Source organism: Bacillus sp. BML-BC051 (assembly GCF_019656175.1).
GTDB classification, from domain to species: Bacteria; Bacillota; Bacilli; order Bacillales; family Bacillaceae_G; genus Bacillus_A; species Bacillus_A mobilis.
In genome coordinates, this window is the sequence record NZ_BPLI01000077.1 from 85,760 (window position 1) to 101,804 (window position 16,045).

The window sequence follows — 16,045 nt, forward strand, 5'->3', positions numbered from 1 at the left end:
CAAACTAACGTTCGTTATGTAAGTGAAAGGTGGGGTTACATGTCACTTCGATTTGTGATTGGTAGAGCGGGAAGTGGAAAAAGTACACTTTGTTTACACGAAGTGCAAGAAGAGTTAAAGCAGCGCCCAAGAGGGGAAACAATATTATATCTTGTGCCAGAACAGATGACATTCCAAACGCAGCAGGCGTTAATTGGTAGTGAGGATGTTAGAGGTTCTATTCGGGCACAAGTTTTTAGTTTTTCACGGTTAGCGTGGAAGGTGCTGCAAGAAGTTGGCGGAGCGAGTCGTCTTCACATTGATGAAGCAGGCGTACATATGCTACTTCGTAAAATTGTAGAGTCTCGTAAAGATGGATTATCAGTGTTCCAAAAAGCAGCGGAGCAAAACGGTTTCTTTGAACATCTTGGTAGTATGATTGCGGAGTTTAAACGTTACAACGTGACGCCATCTAACGTATATGAAATGTGGCAACAATTAGATGCGCATAGTAGCAGTGCCGAACAAAAGCTATTAGCGAATAAAGTGTATGATCTACAACTATTATATGATGATTTCGAACGTGCTTTAATCGGAAAATATTTAGATTCAGAAGACTACCTGCAATTGCTAGTCGAAAAGCTTCCGCAATCTGAATATGTAAATGGGGCTGAAATTTATATAGATGGATTTCATTCGTTCTCACCGCAAGAGCTAGAAATTGTAAGACAGCTTATGATTTGCGGAGCGAGAGTTACGATCACGTTAACGATAGATGAAAAAACGTTAGCGCAGCCAGTAAATGAACTAGATTTATTTTATGAAACGACGTTAACGTATGAAAAAATAAAACAAGTAGCACGTGAAGAGAAGATAGAAATTGAAAAAACGATTCCGCTTATGGAACAACCACGTTTTCATTCGCAAGCATTAGCGCATTTAGAAACGCATTATGAAGCACGACCAAATGAAAAGTTTCACGGGGAAGCAAGTGTAACGATTCATACAGCAGCGAATTTACGAGCTGAAGTAGAAGGTGTTGCTCGTGAAATTCGTAGACTTGTGGCGGACGAAGACTATCGTTACCGAGATATTGCGGTTCTTCTTCGTAATGGGGAAAGTTATTACGATGTGATGCGAACGTTATTTACAGATTATAATATCCCGCACTTCATCGATGAAAAACGCCCGATGTCACATCATCCGCTAGTAGAATGTATTCGTTCTGCACTAGAGATTATTAGTGGGAATTGGCGTTATGATGCAGTGTTTCGCTGCGTGAAAACAGAGCTTTTATATCCATTAGACGTAAGAAAAGAAACGATGCGCGAAGAGATGGATGAGTTTGAAAACTACTGTTTAGCGTACGGTGTACAAGGGAAGAGATGGACGTCTGAAGATCCATGGATGTATCGCCGCTATCGTTCTCTTGACGATACAGACGGGATGATTACAGACAGTGAACGTGAAATGGAAGAGAAAATAAATCGACTGCGCGACGTTGTAAGAACGCCTGTTATTCGTATGCAAAAAAGGCTGAAACGTGCGGGAACAGTTATGCAAATGTGCGAAGCTGTTTACTTATTTTTAGAAGAGCTTGATGTTCCGAAAAAACTAGAAGCATTACGTGTTCGTGCAGAAGAGAGCGGAGATTTCTTATTTGCGACAGATCATGAGCAAGTATGGGAAGAAGTAATGAGTCTTCTTGATACGTTCGTTGAAATGCTTGGCGAAGAGAAAATGTCACTTTCTATGTTCACAGACGTTATGTCGACAGGGCTTGAGGCGCTTCAATTCGCAAACATTCCGCCGTCATTAGACCAAGTGTTAATTGCGAATATTGATCGTTCTAGATTATCAAATGTGAAAGCAACATTTGTCATTGGCGTGAATGAAGGTGTAATTCCAGCAGCACCTATGGATGAAGGTATGCTTTCTGATGAAGAAAGAGATGTTCTTAGTGCTGCAGGTATCGAATTAGCACCAACGACGAGACAAACTTTATTAGAAGAACAGTTCGTTATGTACCAAATGGTAACGAGAGCGACAGAGAAATTATATATTTCTTGTCCGCTTGCAGATGAGGAAGGAAAGACGTTACTTGCGTCTAGCTTTATTAAGAAAATAAAAAGAATGTTCCCTGATGTGAAAGATACATTTATTACGAATGACGTAAATGATTTATCACGTTCGGAACAAATTTCATACGTAGCAACGCCAGAAGTAACGCTGTCATATGTAATGCAGCAACTTCAAACGTGGAAGCGATACGGATTTGAAGGGAATTTAGACTTTTGGTGGGACGTATATAATTTCTACGTTACTTCAGATGAATGGAAGCAAAAAAGTAGCCGCGTATTATCAAGCTTATTCTACCGAAATCGTGCGCAAAAGCTAAGTTCAGTTGTAAGTAGAGATTTATACGGAGACACAATAAAAGGAAGCGTCTCTCGTATGGAACTATTTAACCGTTGCGCATATGCTCATTTCGCGCAGCACGGTTTATCATTAAGAGAGCGTGATATTTTCAAACTGGATGCGCCAGATATCGGGGAATTATTCCATGCAGCGCTGAAGAGAATTGCAGACAGGCTATTACGTGAAAATCGTACTTGGGCGGATTTATCAATAAAAGAATGTGAGCATCTTTCTGTTTTAGTAATAGAAGAGATTGCACCGTTATTACAAAGACAAATTTTATTAAGTTCAAACCGTCATTTCTATTTAAAACAAAAACTACAACAAATCATTTTCCGTACGTCAATCATTCTTCGTGAGCACGCGAAATCAAGTGGTTTCGTACCAGTTGATTTAGAAGTGCCATTCGGTATGGGTGGTACAGGATCTCTTCCACCGATGGAATTCTCATTACCAAATGGTGTGAAGATGGAAGTAGTTGGCCGTATTGACCGTGTTGATAAGGCAGAAGATGAAAGTGGTACGTTCCTACGTATTATTGACTATAAATCAAGCTCAAAAGCGTTAGACTTAACGGAAGTGTATTACGGATTAGCACTTCAAATGTTAACGTATTTAGATGTTGTTACTTCAAATGCACATACGTGGATGAAAAAAGGCGGCACTGCATCACCGGCTGGTGTACTGTACTTCCATATTCATAACCCAATCGTTGAGATGAAAGGTGACGCATCTGAAGCAGAAATCGAAAAAGAAATTTTAAAGAAATTTAAAATGAAAGGACTCGTGCTAGGCGATGCTGATGTTGTTCGTTTAATGGATAATAAACTTTCAACAGGAAGCTCTGATATTATTTCTGCTGGCCTGAAAAAAGACGGTAGCTTTAGTGCGCGTTCGAGCATTGCAAGTGAACAAGAGTTTAACGTATTGCAAAAATACGTACACCATACGTTTGAAAATATCGGAAAAGACATTACAGAAGGCGTTATCGATATTGCTCCTTACAAAAAGGGGAATAAAGCGGCATGTACGTTCTGTAACTTCAAATCTGTTTGTCAGTTCGATGAATCACTTGAAGATAATCAATTCCGTACGCTAAAAGATATGAAAGATAGCGAAGCGATGGAGAAAATTAGAGAGGAGGTTGGCGGAGAATGATTGAAAATTGGCCTAAAAAACCAGAAGGTAGTCAGTGGACAGATGACCAGTGGAAAGCGGTTGTAGCGAACGGACGTGATATTTTAGTCGCAGCAGCAGCTGGATCAGGGAAAACAGCAGTATTAGTTGAACGTATTATTAAAAAGATTATAAGTGAAGAAAATCCAGTCGATGTCGACCGCCTGCTCGTTGTAACATTTACGAATGCAGCGGCGCAAGAGATGAAAAACAGAATTGGGGAAGCGTTAGAAAAAGTATTAATTGATGAGCCAGGGTCGCAGCACGTAAGAAAGCAACTTAGCTTATTAAATAAAGCTTCTATTTCAACGATTCACTCCTTTTGTTTACAAGTAATTAGAGGATACTACTACATGCTTGATGTTGATCCTCGTTTTCGCATTGCGAATCAAACAGAAAACGAATTATTAAAAGAAGAAGTATTAGACGACATATTAGAAGCAGAGTATGGAATTGAAGATAATACGATATTCTTTGAACTCGTTGATCGTTATACGAGTGATCGTAGTGATGATGACTTACAGCGTATGATTTTAGCACTTCATACAGAATCAAGAGCGCATCCAAATCCGGAAAAATGGCTCGATAAATTAGTAGAAGCATACGACGTAGAAGGAAAGACAATTGAAGATCTAGTGTATGCTTCTTACTTATTAGAAGATGTGAAATTCCAGCTTGAAACAGCAGAACAGCATATTCGTAAAGCAACCGAACTCGCAATGCTTCCTGACGGCCCGGCGCCTCGCGTTGAAACCTTGCAAGCTGATGCAGTTTTACTCGGAACGTTATCGTCAGCTGCTCGTGAGTCATGGACAAGTGTGTACGAAGCGATGCAAAACGTATCGTGGCAAACATTAAAGCGTATTAAGAAAAGTGATTACAACGAAGATGTTGTAAAACAAGTAGACTCTCTTCGTAATAAAGCGAAAGATGAAGTGAAGAAATTACAAGAAGAGTTATTTAGCCGCAAACCTGAAAGTTTCTTACGAGATTTTCAAGATATGCATCCTGTATTAGAAAAGCTTGTTCAACTTGTAAAAGTATTTACAGAGCGTTTCCAAGCGATGAAACGAGATAAAGGAATGGTCGATTTCACAGATTTAGAGCATTTCTGTTTACAAATTTTAAGTGAACAAAGTGAAAATGGTGAGATGAAGCCATCAGCAGTAGCGCTCCAATATCGCAATAAATTTGCTGAAGTATTAGTCGATGAATATCAAGATACGAACTTCGTACAGGAATCCATTATTAAATTTGTAACGAAAGATTCTGAGAGTGAAGGAAACTTGTTCATGGTAGGGGACGTAAAACAGTCGATTTATCGTTTCCGACTAGCAGAACCAGGTTTATTCCTAGGAAAGTATAAACGCTTCACACAAGAAGGATTGGGCGGCGGAATGAAAATTGATTTAGCGAAAAACTTCCGTAGTCGTCATGAAGTGTTAGCAGGTACGAACTTTATTTTTAAACAAATTATGGGTGAAGAAGTCGGAGAAATCGACTATGATGCAGACGCTGAATTAAAGTTAGGTGCTAGCTATCCAGAAGGTGAAGATGTAGCGGCAGAACTACTATGCATTCAGCAAACGGAAGAAGAAGTGCAAGACGGTGAAGAAGGTGCAGAAGTAGAAAAAGCGCAACTTGAAGCTCGTCTTATGGCGCAGCGCATTAAAGCGATGGTTGATTCAGGTTATGAAGTGTATGATCGTAAAACGGATAGTATGCGCCCTGTACAATACCGCGACTTCGTTATTTTACTTCGCTCTATGCCGTGGGCGCCGCAAATTATGGAAGAGTTAAAATTGCAAGGAATTCCAGTATACGCTGATCTTGCGACTGGTTACTTTGAAGCGACAGAAGTAAATATTATGATGAACGTATTCCGCGTAATCGATAATCCGATGCAAGATATTCCACTTGCCGCAGTGCTTCGTTCACCAATCGTTGGATTAAATGATGAAGAACTTGCGACGCTTCGTGCTCATGGGAAGAAAGGTTCGTTTTATGAAGTGATGAGCTCATTCTTAAAAGGGGCACCGCTTGAGGAAGAACAAGAACTACATGATAAATTAGAGTGGTTCTATAACTTACTGCAAGGATGGCGTGAATTTGCGCGTCAACAGTCTCTTTCTGATTTGATTTGGAAAGTGTACGGTGAGACAGGTTATTACGACTTTGTTGGCGGTTTACCAGCCGGAAAGCAAAGGCAAGCAAACCTGCGTGTACTTTATGACCGCGCAAGACAATATGAAGCAACATCGTTTAGAGGATTATTCCGCTTCTTACGCTTTATTGAGCGTATTTTAGAACGTGGTGACGATATGGGGACGGCGAGAGCTTTAGGTGAACAAGAAGATGTCGTTCGTATTATGACGATTCATAAAAGTAAAGGATTAGAGTTCCCAGTTGTATTCGTAGCGGGACTTGGTCGTCGTTTTAATACACAGGACTTAATGAAACGCTTCTTACTTCATAAAGACTTCGGTTTCGGTTCGCAATTTATCGATCCTCGTAAACGAATTAAATATACGACATTATCGCAACTAGCAATTAAGCGTAAAATGAAAATGGAATTAATCGCGGAAGAAATGCGCGTATTATACGTAGCGTTAACACGTGCAAAAGAGAAGTTAATTTTAATCGGAACGGTTAAGGATGCAAATAAGGAAATGGAAAAATGGCTTGATGCAAGGGAGCATAGTGAATGGTTATTACCAGATCATATACGTGCCGGAGCGTCTTGTTATTTAGACTGGATTGCACCTTCATTATATAGACATCGTGATAGTGAAATGCTTCTTGAATTAGGACAAGGTAGTATTCCGGGTGAAATTTATGACTATGACACGAGCTGGAAAGTCGAAGTTGTAGACGGTAGCACGTTACTTGCGCCAGAACCGGTTCAAGAAGAGAAACAAGAATTACTAGAAGCACTTCGTGAGAAAAAAGCTGTTCCCCTGCAAAGTGAACGAAAAGAAGAAGTGTACGATAGATTAATGTGGAAGTACGGATATGATGAAGCAACATCTCACCGCGCGAAACAATCTGTTACGGAAATAAAGAGAAATTATCAATCTGAAGAAGGTAGCGATAACGCTTTTATTAAAAAAATGCGTGCGCCAATTAAAACACGTCCTCGTTTTATGGAGAAAAAAGGATTAACATACGCTGAAAGAGGTACGGCAGTTCATGCTGTCATGCAACATGTTGATTTGAAGAAGCCGATTACAGAAGAAGTGATTCGGGAGCAAATTAGTGGCATGGTTAATAAAGAACTGTTAACATTCGAACAAGCCGAAGAAATAGCAATCGAAAAAGTCATTTCATTCTTTGACAGTGATCTAGGTAAAAGAGTATTAGCGGCGAAAAGCGTTGAGCGTGAAGTACCATTTACGATGATGCTTGCAGCAGAAGAAGCATATCAAGATTGGCAAGGACAGAGTGGGGAATCAATTCTTGTCCAAGGGGTTATCGACTGCATAATTGAAGAGGAAGACGGTATCACTTTAATCGACTTTAAAACAGATACGATTGAAGGGAAGTTCCCAGGCGGATTCGATCAAGCGAAACCGATTTTAGAAGATCGATACAAAGTGCAGCTTTCGTTGTATGCAAAGGCACTTGAAAAAAGCTTGCAACATCCTGTGAAAGAGAAATGCTTATACTTCTTTGATGGCAACCATGTTGTAAAAATTGAAGAATAGAGGGATTTGAAAATGGTGACGGAAAAAACGTTAAGAACGTGTGAAAAAGGACATGAATACTACAAAAGTAGCGATTGTCCAACTTGCCCAACTTGTGAGAAAGAAAAGAAACCAAAAACAGGATTTCTTTCACTTCTTTCATCACCAGCACGAAATGCGCTAGAGCACCATGGAATTCACACGATAGAAGAACTATCAAAGTATAGTGAAAAAGAAATTTTAAAACTGCATGGTATGGGACCTGCGTCTATGCCGAAGCTTAGAAAGGCTTTGGAGGAAGCTGGGTTATCGTTTAAATAAAATGAAATTGTAATAAGAAAAAAGTAGGAGATATTCTCCTACTTTTTTTACGCTGTTCCAATTTGATCTTGATCGGCCACATCAGAATCAAACGTATTTGTTGCACTAACACCGTTAAACGTATTCACGACAAATCCAACATTGGAAGCTCCGGAACCATTATAAGCTTTCGTATTTTCTTTCGGAGACACGTTATAAAAATCTCCTAAATTGAAAGAACCATTACTGTTTTGAACGACGAGATTTCCAACAACAGAAGGCATACCATCCACCTACTTTACTAAACTTTGTAATTACTATATGAATTATTGAGCGGAAGGTTCATCCGTAATATATTGGCGAATTTGCATAATACGAGAGTTATTAAAAACATAATCAACATTTCCAATTTGAAATCCACCAGAGTTTAAAAGTGTGCGCAATTCAACGTTATTCACTTCAATAAAAGGACATTCATTTACAATGTTTAATTTTACATCTGTCGTTCGTTTTGGGATTGTGACATGTTCATCTGTAAATATTTCAAATGCATCTAAGCGACCTTCGCCTTTTATATAACAAGGAATTTCCCTATGGACGGCAAGAGCTCTACTTTTTAATTCCATTTGATTTGCGTCTCCAACTTGAAATACGGCAGCAATACCTAAAGAAATAATAGAAACATTTTCGACAATAGATACATGATGTAACATAATTTCTCAGTCTCCTTAACCTGGAGTAGGAGGGACATCTGTAACTAACGGTACAAACGGACCCTCTGTAACAGTTTCAAATGGTGTATCAAGAATAGAAGATAGTATGAGGAGATTTGCATCTCCAATTAAAAAGAGTGCGGACGACGATACACCGTTCATTTTAATCTGTCCGACTTTCAATTCACGATTTACAACGTTAACATTCATACATACTTACTCCTTTCGGAAATTGCCCGGTATGTGTTGAATAAAAGAGAGGAAGGCTTTGTCAATATCTTGTTTCATTGCTTGAATAATGATATCTCGTAAGTAATCTGGATCTGTTGAAATCCCTTCATATGACTGCGCTTGTGATAAATAATAAGGAAGTCTATGCTCCATTTGTTTTTTTATGTCATCCACCATCATTTGTCGATACATTTCATCGAGCGGCGTTCTCTCTTCTTGTTCAAAATGGAGAATTCGGCTATATGCTTCTTCATCTAAGTAACGATGCATTTCTTGAAGGATGCCTTGGTAAAAGTCTGGGTTTGTTTCAGTTTCAGGATTGACCTTCAAAGTTTCTGTATCAACTTGAAAATCCTCGATTTGTTGCCCTTTTGCTGAAAATGGGTTTAAACCAATATTTAAAGTACCATTTAAATTTTCTACTTTTAATTGATCGAATTTGTATTCCACTTTTCCTACAGAAGAGGAGGGGCGATTTTTTAATTCGTTAAGCTCTTCTTGTAGTTGGCGCACTTGATCCTCTAAATTCAGGATGGATGCTTGTTGTATTTGAAGAGCTTGTTGAAGTTGGTGTAAGTAAGTATATATATCTTGATTCATTTTGTGAAACCTCCTTTTCAATAGGGAGGGTAAATACATTCCTGCTATATATTTATGACAAGGATGTCTTAAGAAGAACTAGTTGATGGTTTGATAGAAATAATTTGTCCTTTCGCCTGCAATGGACGGAGGGGCTCTGTAAATCCGCCAGTATTCGAGAATTTAGATAGAGCTTTAATACTTCCAGCAGTACCAATTTGAAATACAGAAGAGGTTGTAATGCTATCAATTTTAATGCTGTTAATGATGATGCTTTGGTTTACATAAAAATTCAATACAATCGCCCCCTTTAAGTTGAACCAATTATCGCTTGATCAACGACATCTGAATCATTAACAGTCGTTGCACTTTGATAATTGTAGACAGAAACGTTATCTCCAACATTAAAAGAGCCGGCCCCAGCGAAAGCGCGTGAATAACTAATAGGCCTAATCGCAAATACATCTCCAATATGAAAAATACCACTTGATCCAATATTGACGATACGAATATGTCCGACCATAGCTGGCATACAAAACACCTTTCGTTTTTAAAATTTTCTTTTCTACTATTGTATGGGCGTTTTCAATAAAATGTGTGTTTTTTTGAAATAAAAGAAACACACACGTTATTGCGTGTGTGTTTCGAGTGTTTGATTAGGGTGAAAATCCGTATGTACATGCCAAATTACATTTAAGAGCTTGTCCAGTTCTTGGCTACAATCCACTGTTTTTTGAGAAGTCATTCCATAGCGTTCAGCAAAATAAATCATTTTTTCACGTTTTTTTTCAATCGCTTGCTCAAACATTGAAATCGGCTCCATCTCTAAATGAAATTTTTAGTATATATGTAGTACATATTATACAAAAAAAACATAAAAAAGAAATGCCTTCGCTAAAAAAAGTAAAATTTCTACATTTTATGCCAAATGCATAGGAGTAACGAATAGGCTATGAGAAGAATATTGTAAAAATTAGCGTGTATGAGAAGGTTTTTTTCTTACGGATGCGAATACAATTAAAGGGTATGAGTTTTAGGATGGAGAGTGGAAATATTGCGTTTTGTAACGGCGAAAAAAGATGAAAAGGTATTTGTAGGTATTGTGGATGAAGAGGAAGAGAAGGTATTGCACTTAAGAGAAGCGCAAAGGCAAAAAGGGGAAAAGGTTACGGTTCCAATCACAATGTTAGAGTGTATTGAAAGAGGAACCGAATGTTTTGAAAAAATATGTGATATTGTAAATTGGGCAAAGGAAAATGAAGGAACGGCGTATTACCCGTTAACTGAGGTGAAAATATTAGCACCAATTCCAAGGCCAAGGAAGAATATTTTGTGCGTTGGAAAAAATTATCGTGAGCATGCGATAGAAATGGGCGGAGAAGAGTCAATTCCAGAAAATATAATGATCTTCACGAAAGCGCCAACGACAGTTATTGGAATGGATGAAAAAATTAATAGTCATCCCCACGCAACGAATGAACTAGACTATGAAGGCGAACTAGCTATCATCATCGGTAAGCGAGGGAAACAAATAAAAAAAGAAAAAGCGCTTGAGCATGTTTTTGGTTACACCATTATAAATGACATAACTGCTCGCGACATTCAAAGGAAGCATAAACAATTTTTCCTTGGAAAAAGTTTCGATACATTTTGTCCGATGGGACCGTATTTAATTCATAAATCAATGGTTGAAACGCCAAATGCGTTACACATTGAAACGGTAGTAAATGGAGAGATAAGACAAACTTCAAATACAAATAAAATGATTTTTTCACTAGAAGAAATTATTTCAACGATAAGTAAAGGTATGACGTTAGAACCAGGAGATATTATCGCAACAGGAACGCCGGCTGGAGTCGGCAAAGGTTTCACACCACCGAAGTTTTTGCATGCTGGTGATGAAGTTGTCATCACAGTAGAAGGAATTGGTACTTTGCGAAATGTAGTGAAATGAAAAAAGAGCTATCTTATCGAAGATAGCTCTTTTTTATGGCCTTGGGTGATAGAGGTAATCGATAACCGAAAAAGTGTAAAGACCAATGAATGCAAGTGTACAAATGCCAAATAGTATAACCGTAAGTGCACTTTTTTCTCGTCCAAAACCAATGATAGTAAGAATAACAGCAGTCCAAAATGATGCTTTCAGTAGTGTGAATGTAGTAGAAGTTGAGTAGTGACTAAGCAATGTTACGGAAAAGAGGAAGCCAAAGAATGTAACTAAAATAAAAGATGTAGCCAAATAGTTAATATGTTTACCATACCTTAATAACATATCGCACCTGCTTTCTAAAATAAAATACAGAAAATTACAATTTTATTTTAGTATAAATCAATATAAAAAGAAAGAGGTTGTCCCAACATGTAGGACAACCTCTCTATTATTACGATAATACCGCTTTAATTTTTTGGAATGCCCACTCTAAATCTTCTTCAGAGATTACTAGAGGTGGTGCGATACGAATTACATTTTCATGTGTTTCTTTACATAATAGACCAGCTGCTTTTAGTTGTTCACAGTAAGGACGCGCTGGCTCGTTTAATTCGATACCGATGAATAAGCCTTTACCGCGAACTTCAGTGATCATTGGGTTATCAATTTCTTTTAATTGCCCAACTAATTTTTCACCTAATTGAAGAGAACGCTCTGTTAATTTTTCTTCTTCTAACACTTCAAGAGCTGCGATAGAAACAGCACATGCAAGTGGGTTGCCACCGAATGTAGAACCGTGAGAACCTGGCTCGAATACGCCTAAAATGTCGCGGTTTGCTGCTACGCAAGAGATTGGGAATACGCCGCCGCCAAGTGCTTTACCAAGTATGTACATGTCAGGAGTTACATTGTCCCAGTCACAAGCAAATACTTTACCAGTACGGCCTAAACCAGTTTGGATTTCATCTGCTACAAATAAAACGTTTTCTTTTTTACATACTTCAAGAGCTTCTTTTAAGTAACCAGCTGGTGGGATGTTAATTCCTGCTTCACCTTGGATTGGCTCTAAAATGAATGCAGCTGTATTTGGTGTAATAGCAGCTTTTAACGCTTCTAAATCACCGTAAGGAATTACGATAATACCAGGAAGCATCGGACCGAATCCACGCTTGTATTCTTCGTTTGAAGACATAGAAACAGCACCCATCGTACGGCCGTGGAAGTTATCTTCACAAACGATAATTTCAGCACGGTTTGCTTCTACTTTCTTCACATCATAAGCCCAGCGGCGAGCTGTTTTAATTGCAGTTTCAACAGCTTCTGCACCTGTATTCATTGGAAGTACCATTTCTTTATTAGTTAGTTTCGCAACTTTTTCGTACCAAGGACCTAATTGATCGCTATGGAAAGCACGAGAAGTTAGCGTAACACGATTAGCTTGGTCAATTAAAGCGTTAATAATTTTTGGGTGACGATGACCTTGGTTTACTGCAGAATATGCACTTAATAAGTCCATATAGCGGTTTCCTTCAGGATCTTCTACCCAAACGCCTTCTGCTTTAGAAATAACGATTGGAAGTGGGTGATAGTTATTTGCCCCGTATGTGTCTGTAAGTTCGATAATATCCTTAGTTTGAATCATGATTGTTCCCCCTTTTGTTATTACAAGAAGTTTGTAAATACTCTAAATATTATATCATTTAAATGTAAAAAAGCGAAACATTTCCTGAAAATAAATGAACATGTTATCATATAGAGTGAAAAAGTGTGAAAAGAGGAGGTAGGGGATACGATGGTACATATGCATATTACAGCATGGGCGTTAGGTTTAATTTTATTCTTCGTTGCGTATTCACTTTATTCAGCAGGAAGAAAAGGTAAAGGTGTACATATGGGGCTTCGCCTAATGTATATCATCATTATTGTGACAGGATTCATGTTGTACATGAGTATTGTGAAGACAGCAACAGGTAGCATGCACATGTGGTACGGCATGAAAATGTTAGCTGGTATTTTGGTTATCGGCGGAATGGAAATGGTTCTTGTAAAAATGAGCAAAAACAAACCAACAGGGGCGGTTTGGGGCTTATTTATTGTTGCGTTAGTAGCGGTAATATACTTAGGACTAAAATTACCACTTGGCTGGTACGTATTCAAATAAAAATAAAACCACCTTATAATCTCAAATGTTTGGGAGATAAGGTGGTTTTTATTTTTATGTTGCATCGATATGCAACTCTTCTCCGTTTACTTTCGTAAAACGGAACATGTTTTTATTTGACGTAGCGTGACGAACGAAATGGTGCTGTAGTGTACAAATCATTTCTTCGTTATCAAACAAAAGAATATTTACTCCTTCGCATGCTTCCTCTTTCGGTAAGAAAGATAAATAATTATGACAATACATGCAATCATATAAAGAGTAATGAAGGGATTGCAATGATTCGCTTAATAACGTAAAGACAGAGTCAGGTAATTCTTCGAGCCATTCCGTATAGCTGAGAAGTAATTTCTTTCGAATTCGTATCATTTCCCCGTTTTGCAAATGGTGCTGTTCGTTGGCGATTTGTAATACATCTTGTTCATAGAAACGAGCTGGTAGCCAGTTGTTGTTATATAAAATCTCAAAGCCATCTTCGGCAATATCTTCTAATAAAAATGCTTCATCATTTTCATCATCAAAGAATACCCATTCATTGTTTATATATTCTACATTACCGACTGTATGAGCGCGAGGCTGGTTATATAAAATATGGTTACGTTGTATCATACACGATTTCTCCTTTATGAAAAGTAGTTATTTCTGTTATAGACAGTTCGTGCATTCTTTATAACTAGACACATCTAGACATAGGTGGGCATACAATAAAACACGTTTTACTGAGTGAAAATGCTATTCAGTATGTGGATAGTAGGTTATCGTCAAGTTTTTCATTTTTTGATCCGCACCCCTTAGGGTGGGGATTACTGCACGTTCAAGAAAAGAAATAAGATGGAAGGATGATTTATATGTGCGGGATTACAGGATGGGTGGATTATAAACGCTCATTAGAAGGAGAACGGGACGTCGTTACGAAGATGGCTGAGACGTTAGCGAAGCGTGGCCCAGATGATAATAAAGTTTGGATTAAAGGCAATGTCGCATTTGGGCACAAACGGTTAATCGTTGTTGACCCTGAGGGCGGGAAACAACCGATGACTTGTTTAAAAGATGAAACGAATTATGCAATTTGCTATAACGGTGAACTGTATAACACGGAAGATATTCGAAAGGAACTATTAAGAAGAGGATATACGTTCAAAGGTCATTCTGATACGGAAGTACTATTAGCGTCTTATATTGAATGGAAAGAAGAATGTGTCGATCATTTAAACGGTATATATGCGTTTGCCGTATGGGATGAACAGAAAGAACAAGTATTTATTGCGCGAGATCGACTAGGTGTAAAACCGCTATTTTATAAATATGATAGTGGGCGATTACTATTTGGTTCAGAGTTAAAAGCGATATTAGCGCATCCAGATGTGAAGGCGGAAGTAACGTTAGAAGGATTATCCGAAATATTCGGTCTTGGGCCGTCTAGAACACCTGGTCATGGCATTTATGCTGGTATAAAAGAATTACGTCCAGGGCATGCGATGACATTTTCAAAGAACGGTTTATGTATATGGAGATATTGGAATGTGGAAAGCAAAAAACATGAAGACTCCTTTGAAGAAACAGTAGAGAAAACACGCTTTTTATTACAAGATGCGATTACAAGGCAGCTCGTTTCTGATGTACCACTATGTACTTTTCTATCAGGCGGTGTAGATTCGAGCGCTATTACAGCAATTGCTGCGAAAGAATATGCAAGGTCAGGAAAAGGGCAATTACACACATATTCTGTTGATTATGAAGATAATGACAAATACTTTAAAGCGAATGCGTTTCAGCCTAATTCAGATGCGCCATTTATTCATTTGATGACGGAGACGTTTCAAACAATCCATCATCGCTGCGTCATTTCAAATGAACAATTAGCACAGTATTTAACAGAAGCAGTACTCGTTCGTGATTTGCCTGGTATGGCAGATATCGATTCGTCATTATTATGGTTTTGTCGTGAAATTAAACAAGATTTTGTCGTCGGTTTATCTGGGGAATGTGCAGACGAAATATTTGGTGGTTATCCGTGGTTTTATAGAGAAGATGATTTGCAATCGAGTGCATTTCCGTGGATGCGCTCTACAGAAGCACGTGAACAACTGCTAAAGAAAGAATGGAGAAATAAATTAAATTTACAACAATATGTACAGCAGCGTTATGAAGAATCTATTCAAGAAGTTCCTGTTTTAGAGGGAGAAAGCCCAATTGAAGCAAAGAGACGACAATTATTTTACTTGAATATGGTATGGTTTATGACAACATTATTAGACAGAAAAGACCGTATGAGTATGGGGGCAAGTTTAGAAGTACGTGTTCCATTTGCGGATCACCGACTTGTCGAATATGCGTGGAATATTCCTTGGGAAATGAAAATGTATAAAAACCGCGAAAAAGGTCTATTGCGCAAAGCGTTAGAAGGGTTACTTCCAAATGACATCTTATATAGAAAGAAGAGCCCATATCCGAAAACGCATAATCCGCACTATACGAAAGCAGTAACAGTATGGCTACAAAATTTATTAACGGATAAAGGCTCAATTTTGCACGAACTATTTGATAAAGAACAGCTGAGCGGATTAATTGAGTCAGGCGGTAGTGCATTTCAATCGCCTTGGTTCGGTCAATTAATGACTGGGCCGCAACTTTTAGCTCACTTAGCGCAAATTCACGTTTGGTTTAAAGAATATGGGGTAAATATTAAAGAATAGAAGAAAAGCGACTTACTTTTATGTAAGTCGCTTTTTATTAAATAAATTGTCATATAAAATTCAAAATCATATTAGAAAGAATACTTATTTAGAATAATTATTTTGACGTACTTATTATTAGTTGTTATAATTGGAAATAAATGTTCTTGAAAAAGATTCTCATTTATCCCGCTTTAATG

General features: G+C 38.1%; 16 protein-coding genes. 6 read left to right on the plus strand and 10 right to left on the minus strand.

Annotated elements, in window-relative coordinates; genetic code table 11:
- Positions 1-39: 39 nt before the first annotated feature.
- The 3 genes from addB to K5S59_RS25870 are packed head-to-tail and all read left to right on the plus strand — an operon-like array spanning position 40 to position 7,577.
- Positions 40-3,555 (plus strand): helicase-exonuclease AddAB subunit AddB, encoded by a 3,516-nt coding sequence (addB, locus tag K5S59_RS25860; RefSeq protein ID WP_000058566.1) that lies wholly within the window; start codon positions 40-42, stop codon positions 3,553-3,555.
- Positions 3,552-7,277, plus strand: coding sequence for a helicase-exonuclease AddAB subunit AddA (addA, locus tag K5S59_RS25865; RefSeq protein WP_120449683.1), 3,726 nt, complete (start codon positions 3,552-3,554; stop codon positions 7,275-7,277). Before addB ends, addA begins: the two co-directional genes overlap by 4 nt.
- A gap of 12 nt (positions 7,278-7,289) precedes the next feature.
- Positions 7,290-7,577, plus strand: a complete 288-nt coding sequence (locus tag K5S59_RS25870; protein WP_098258256.1) for an RNA polymerase alpha subunit C-terminal domain-containing protein — start codon at positions 7,290-7,292, stop codon at positions 7,575-7,577.
- A gap of 47 nt (positions 7,578-7,624) precedes the next feature.
- On the opposite strand, the gene gerPF is transcribed toward K5S59_RS25870, so the two are convergent.
- The 7 genes from gerPF to K5S59_RS25905 all read right to left on the minus strand — a co-directional run bounded on the left by gerPF (position 7,625) and on the right by K5S59_RS25905 (position 9,887).
- Positions 7,625-7,840 (minus strand): spore germination protein GerPF, encoded by a 216-nt coding sequence (gene gerPF / locus K5S59_RS25875; RefSeq protein ID WP_001141566.1) that lies wholly within the window; start codon positions 7,838-7,840, stop codon positions 7,625-7,627.
- A 42-nt stretch (positions 7,841-7,882) separates the two neighbouring features.
- The gene (locus K5S59_RS25880) at positions 7,883-8,269 is read right to left on the minus strand and encodes a spore germination protein GerPE (protein WP_000902318.1); all 387 of its coding nucleotides are present in this window, start codon (positions 8,267-8,269) and stop codon (positions 7,883-7,885) included.
- Between the two features lie 15 nt (positions 8,270-8,284).
- Complete coding sequence (gene gerPD, locus K5S59_RS25885) at positions 8,285-8,479, minus strand: spore germination protein GerPD (RefSeq protein WP_001102342.1); 195 nt, start codon at positions 8,477-8,479, stop codon at positions 8,285-8,287.
- 6 nt (positions 8,480-8,485) lie between these two features.
- Positions 8,486-9,100: a spore germination protein GerPC gene (gene gerPC, locus K5S59_RS25890; protein ID WP_001070752.1), complete on the minus strand. Its 615-nt coding sequence runs from the start codon at positions 9,098-9,100 to the stop codon at positions 8,486-8,488.
- 68 nt (positions 9,101-9,168) lie between these two features.
- Positions 9,169-9,375 (minus strand): spore germination protein GerPB, encoded by a 207-nt coding sequence (gene gerPB / locus K5S59_RS25895; RefSeq protein WP_001012508.1) that lies wholly within the window; start codon positions 9,373-9,375, stop codon positions 9,169-9,171.
- A gap of 14 nt (positions 9,376-9,389) precedes the next feature.
- Positions 9,390-9,611: a spore germination protein GerPA gene (gene gerPA, locus K5S59_RS25900; RefSeq protein WP_001111188.1), complete on the minus strand. Its 222-nt coding sequence runs from the start codon at positions 9,609-9,611 to the stop codon at positions 9,390-9,392.
- 96 nt (positions 9,612-9,707) lie between these two features.
- Positions 9,708-9,887, minus strand: a complete 180-nt coding sequence (locus K5S59_RS25905) for an aspartyl-phosphate phosphatase Spo0E family protein (RefSeq protein ID WP_098258255.1) — start codon at positions 9,885-9,887, stop codon at positions 9,708-9,710.
- 246 nt (positions 9,888-10,133) lie between these two features.
- On the opposite strand from K5S59_RS25905, the gene K5S59_RS25910 reads away from it, so the two are divergent.
- A complete protein-coding gene (locus tag K5S59_RS25910; protein WP_001213066.1) occupies positions 10,134-11,033 on the plus strand; it encodes a fumarylacetoacetate hydrolase family protein in 900 nt (299 codons plus the stop codon).
- 33 nt (positions 11,034-11,066) lie between these two features.
- On the opposite strand, the gene K5S59_RS25915 is transcribed toward K5S59_RS25910, so the two are convergent.
- Both K5S59_RS25915 and rocD read right to left on the minus strand, forming a co-directional pair.
- Positions 11,067-11,351, minus strand: a complete 285-nt coding sequence (locus K5S59_RS25915) for a hypothetical protein (RefSeq protein ID WP_076535967.1) — start codon at positions 11,349-11,351, stop codon at positions 11,067-11,069.
- Between the two features lie 109 nt (positions 11,352-11,460).
- Positions 11,461-12,651, minus strand: a complete 1,191-nt coding sequence (gene rocD / locus K5S59_RS25920) for an ornithine aminotransferase (RefSeq protein WP_000616654.1) — start codon at positions 12,649-12,651, stop codon at positions 11,461-11,463.
- 150 nt (positions 12,652-12,801) lie between these two features.
- Here rocD and K5S59_RS25925 point away from each other — a divergent pair, with 150 nt between their 5' ends.
- The gene (locus K5S59_RS25925) at positions 12,802-13,170 is read left to right on the plus strand and encodes a YisL family protein (RefSeq protein ID WP_000233499.1); all 369 of its coding nucleotides are present in this window, start codon (positions 12,802-12,804) and stop codon (positions 13,168-13,170) included.
- A 54-nt stretch (positions 13,171-13,224) separates the two neighbouring features.
- Here the strand turns inward: K5S59_RS25925 and K5S59_RS25930 are convergent, their stop codons facing one another.
- Positions 13,225-13,779 (minus strand): DUF2777 domain-containing protein, encoded by a 555-nt coding sequence (locus K5S59_RS25930; RefSeq protein WP_000616067.1) that lies wholly within the window; start codon positions 13,777-13,779, stop codon positions 13,225-13,227.
- 239 nt (positions 13,780-14,018) lie between these two features.
- Between K5S59_RS25930 and asnB the strand changes: the two genes are divergently transcribed.
- Entirely contained in the window at positions 14,019-15,866 is a 1,848-nt protein-coding gene (asnB, locus tag K5S59_RS25935; RefSeq protein ID WP_000333989.1) for an asparagine synthase (glutamine-hydrolyzing), read from the plus strand.
- The last annotated feature ends 179 nt before the right edge of the window (positions 15,867-16,045 follow it).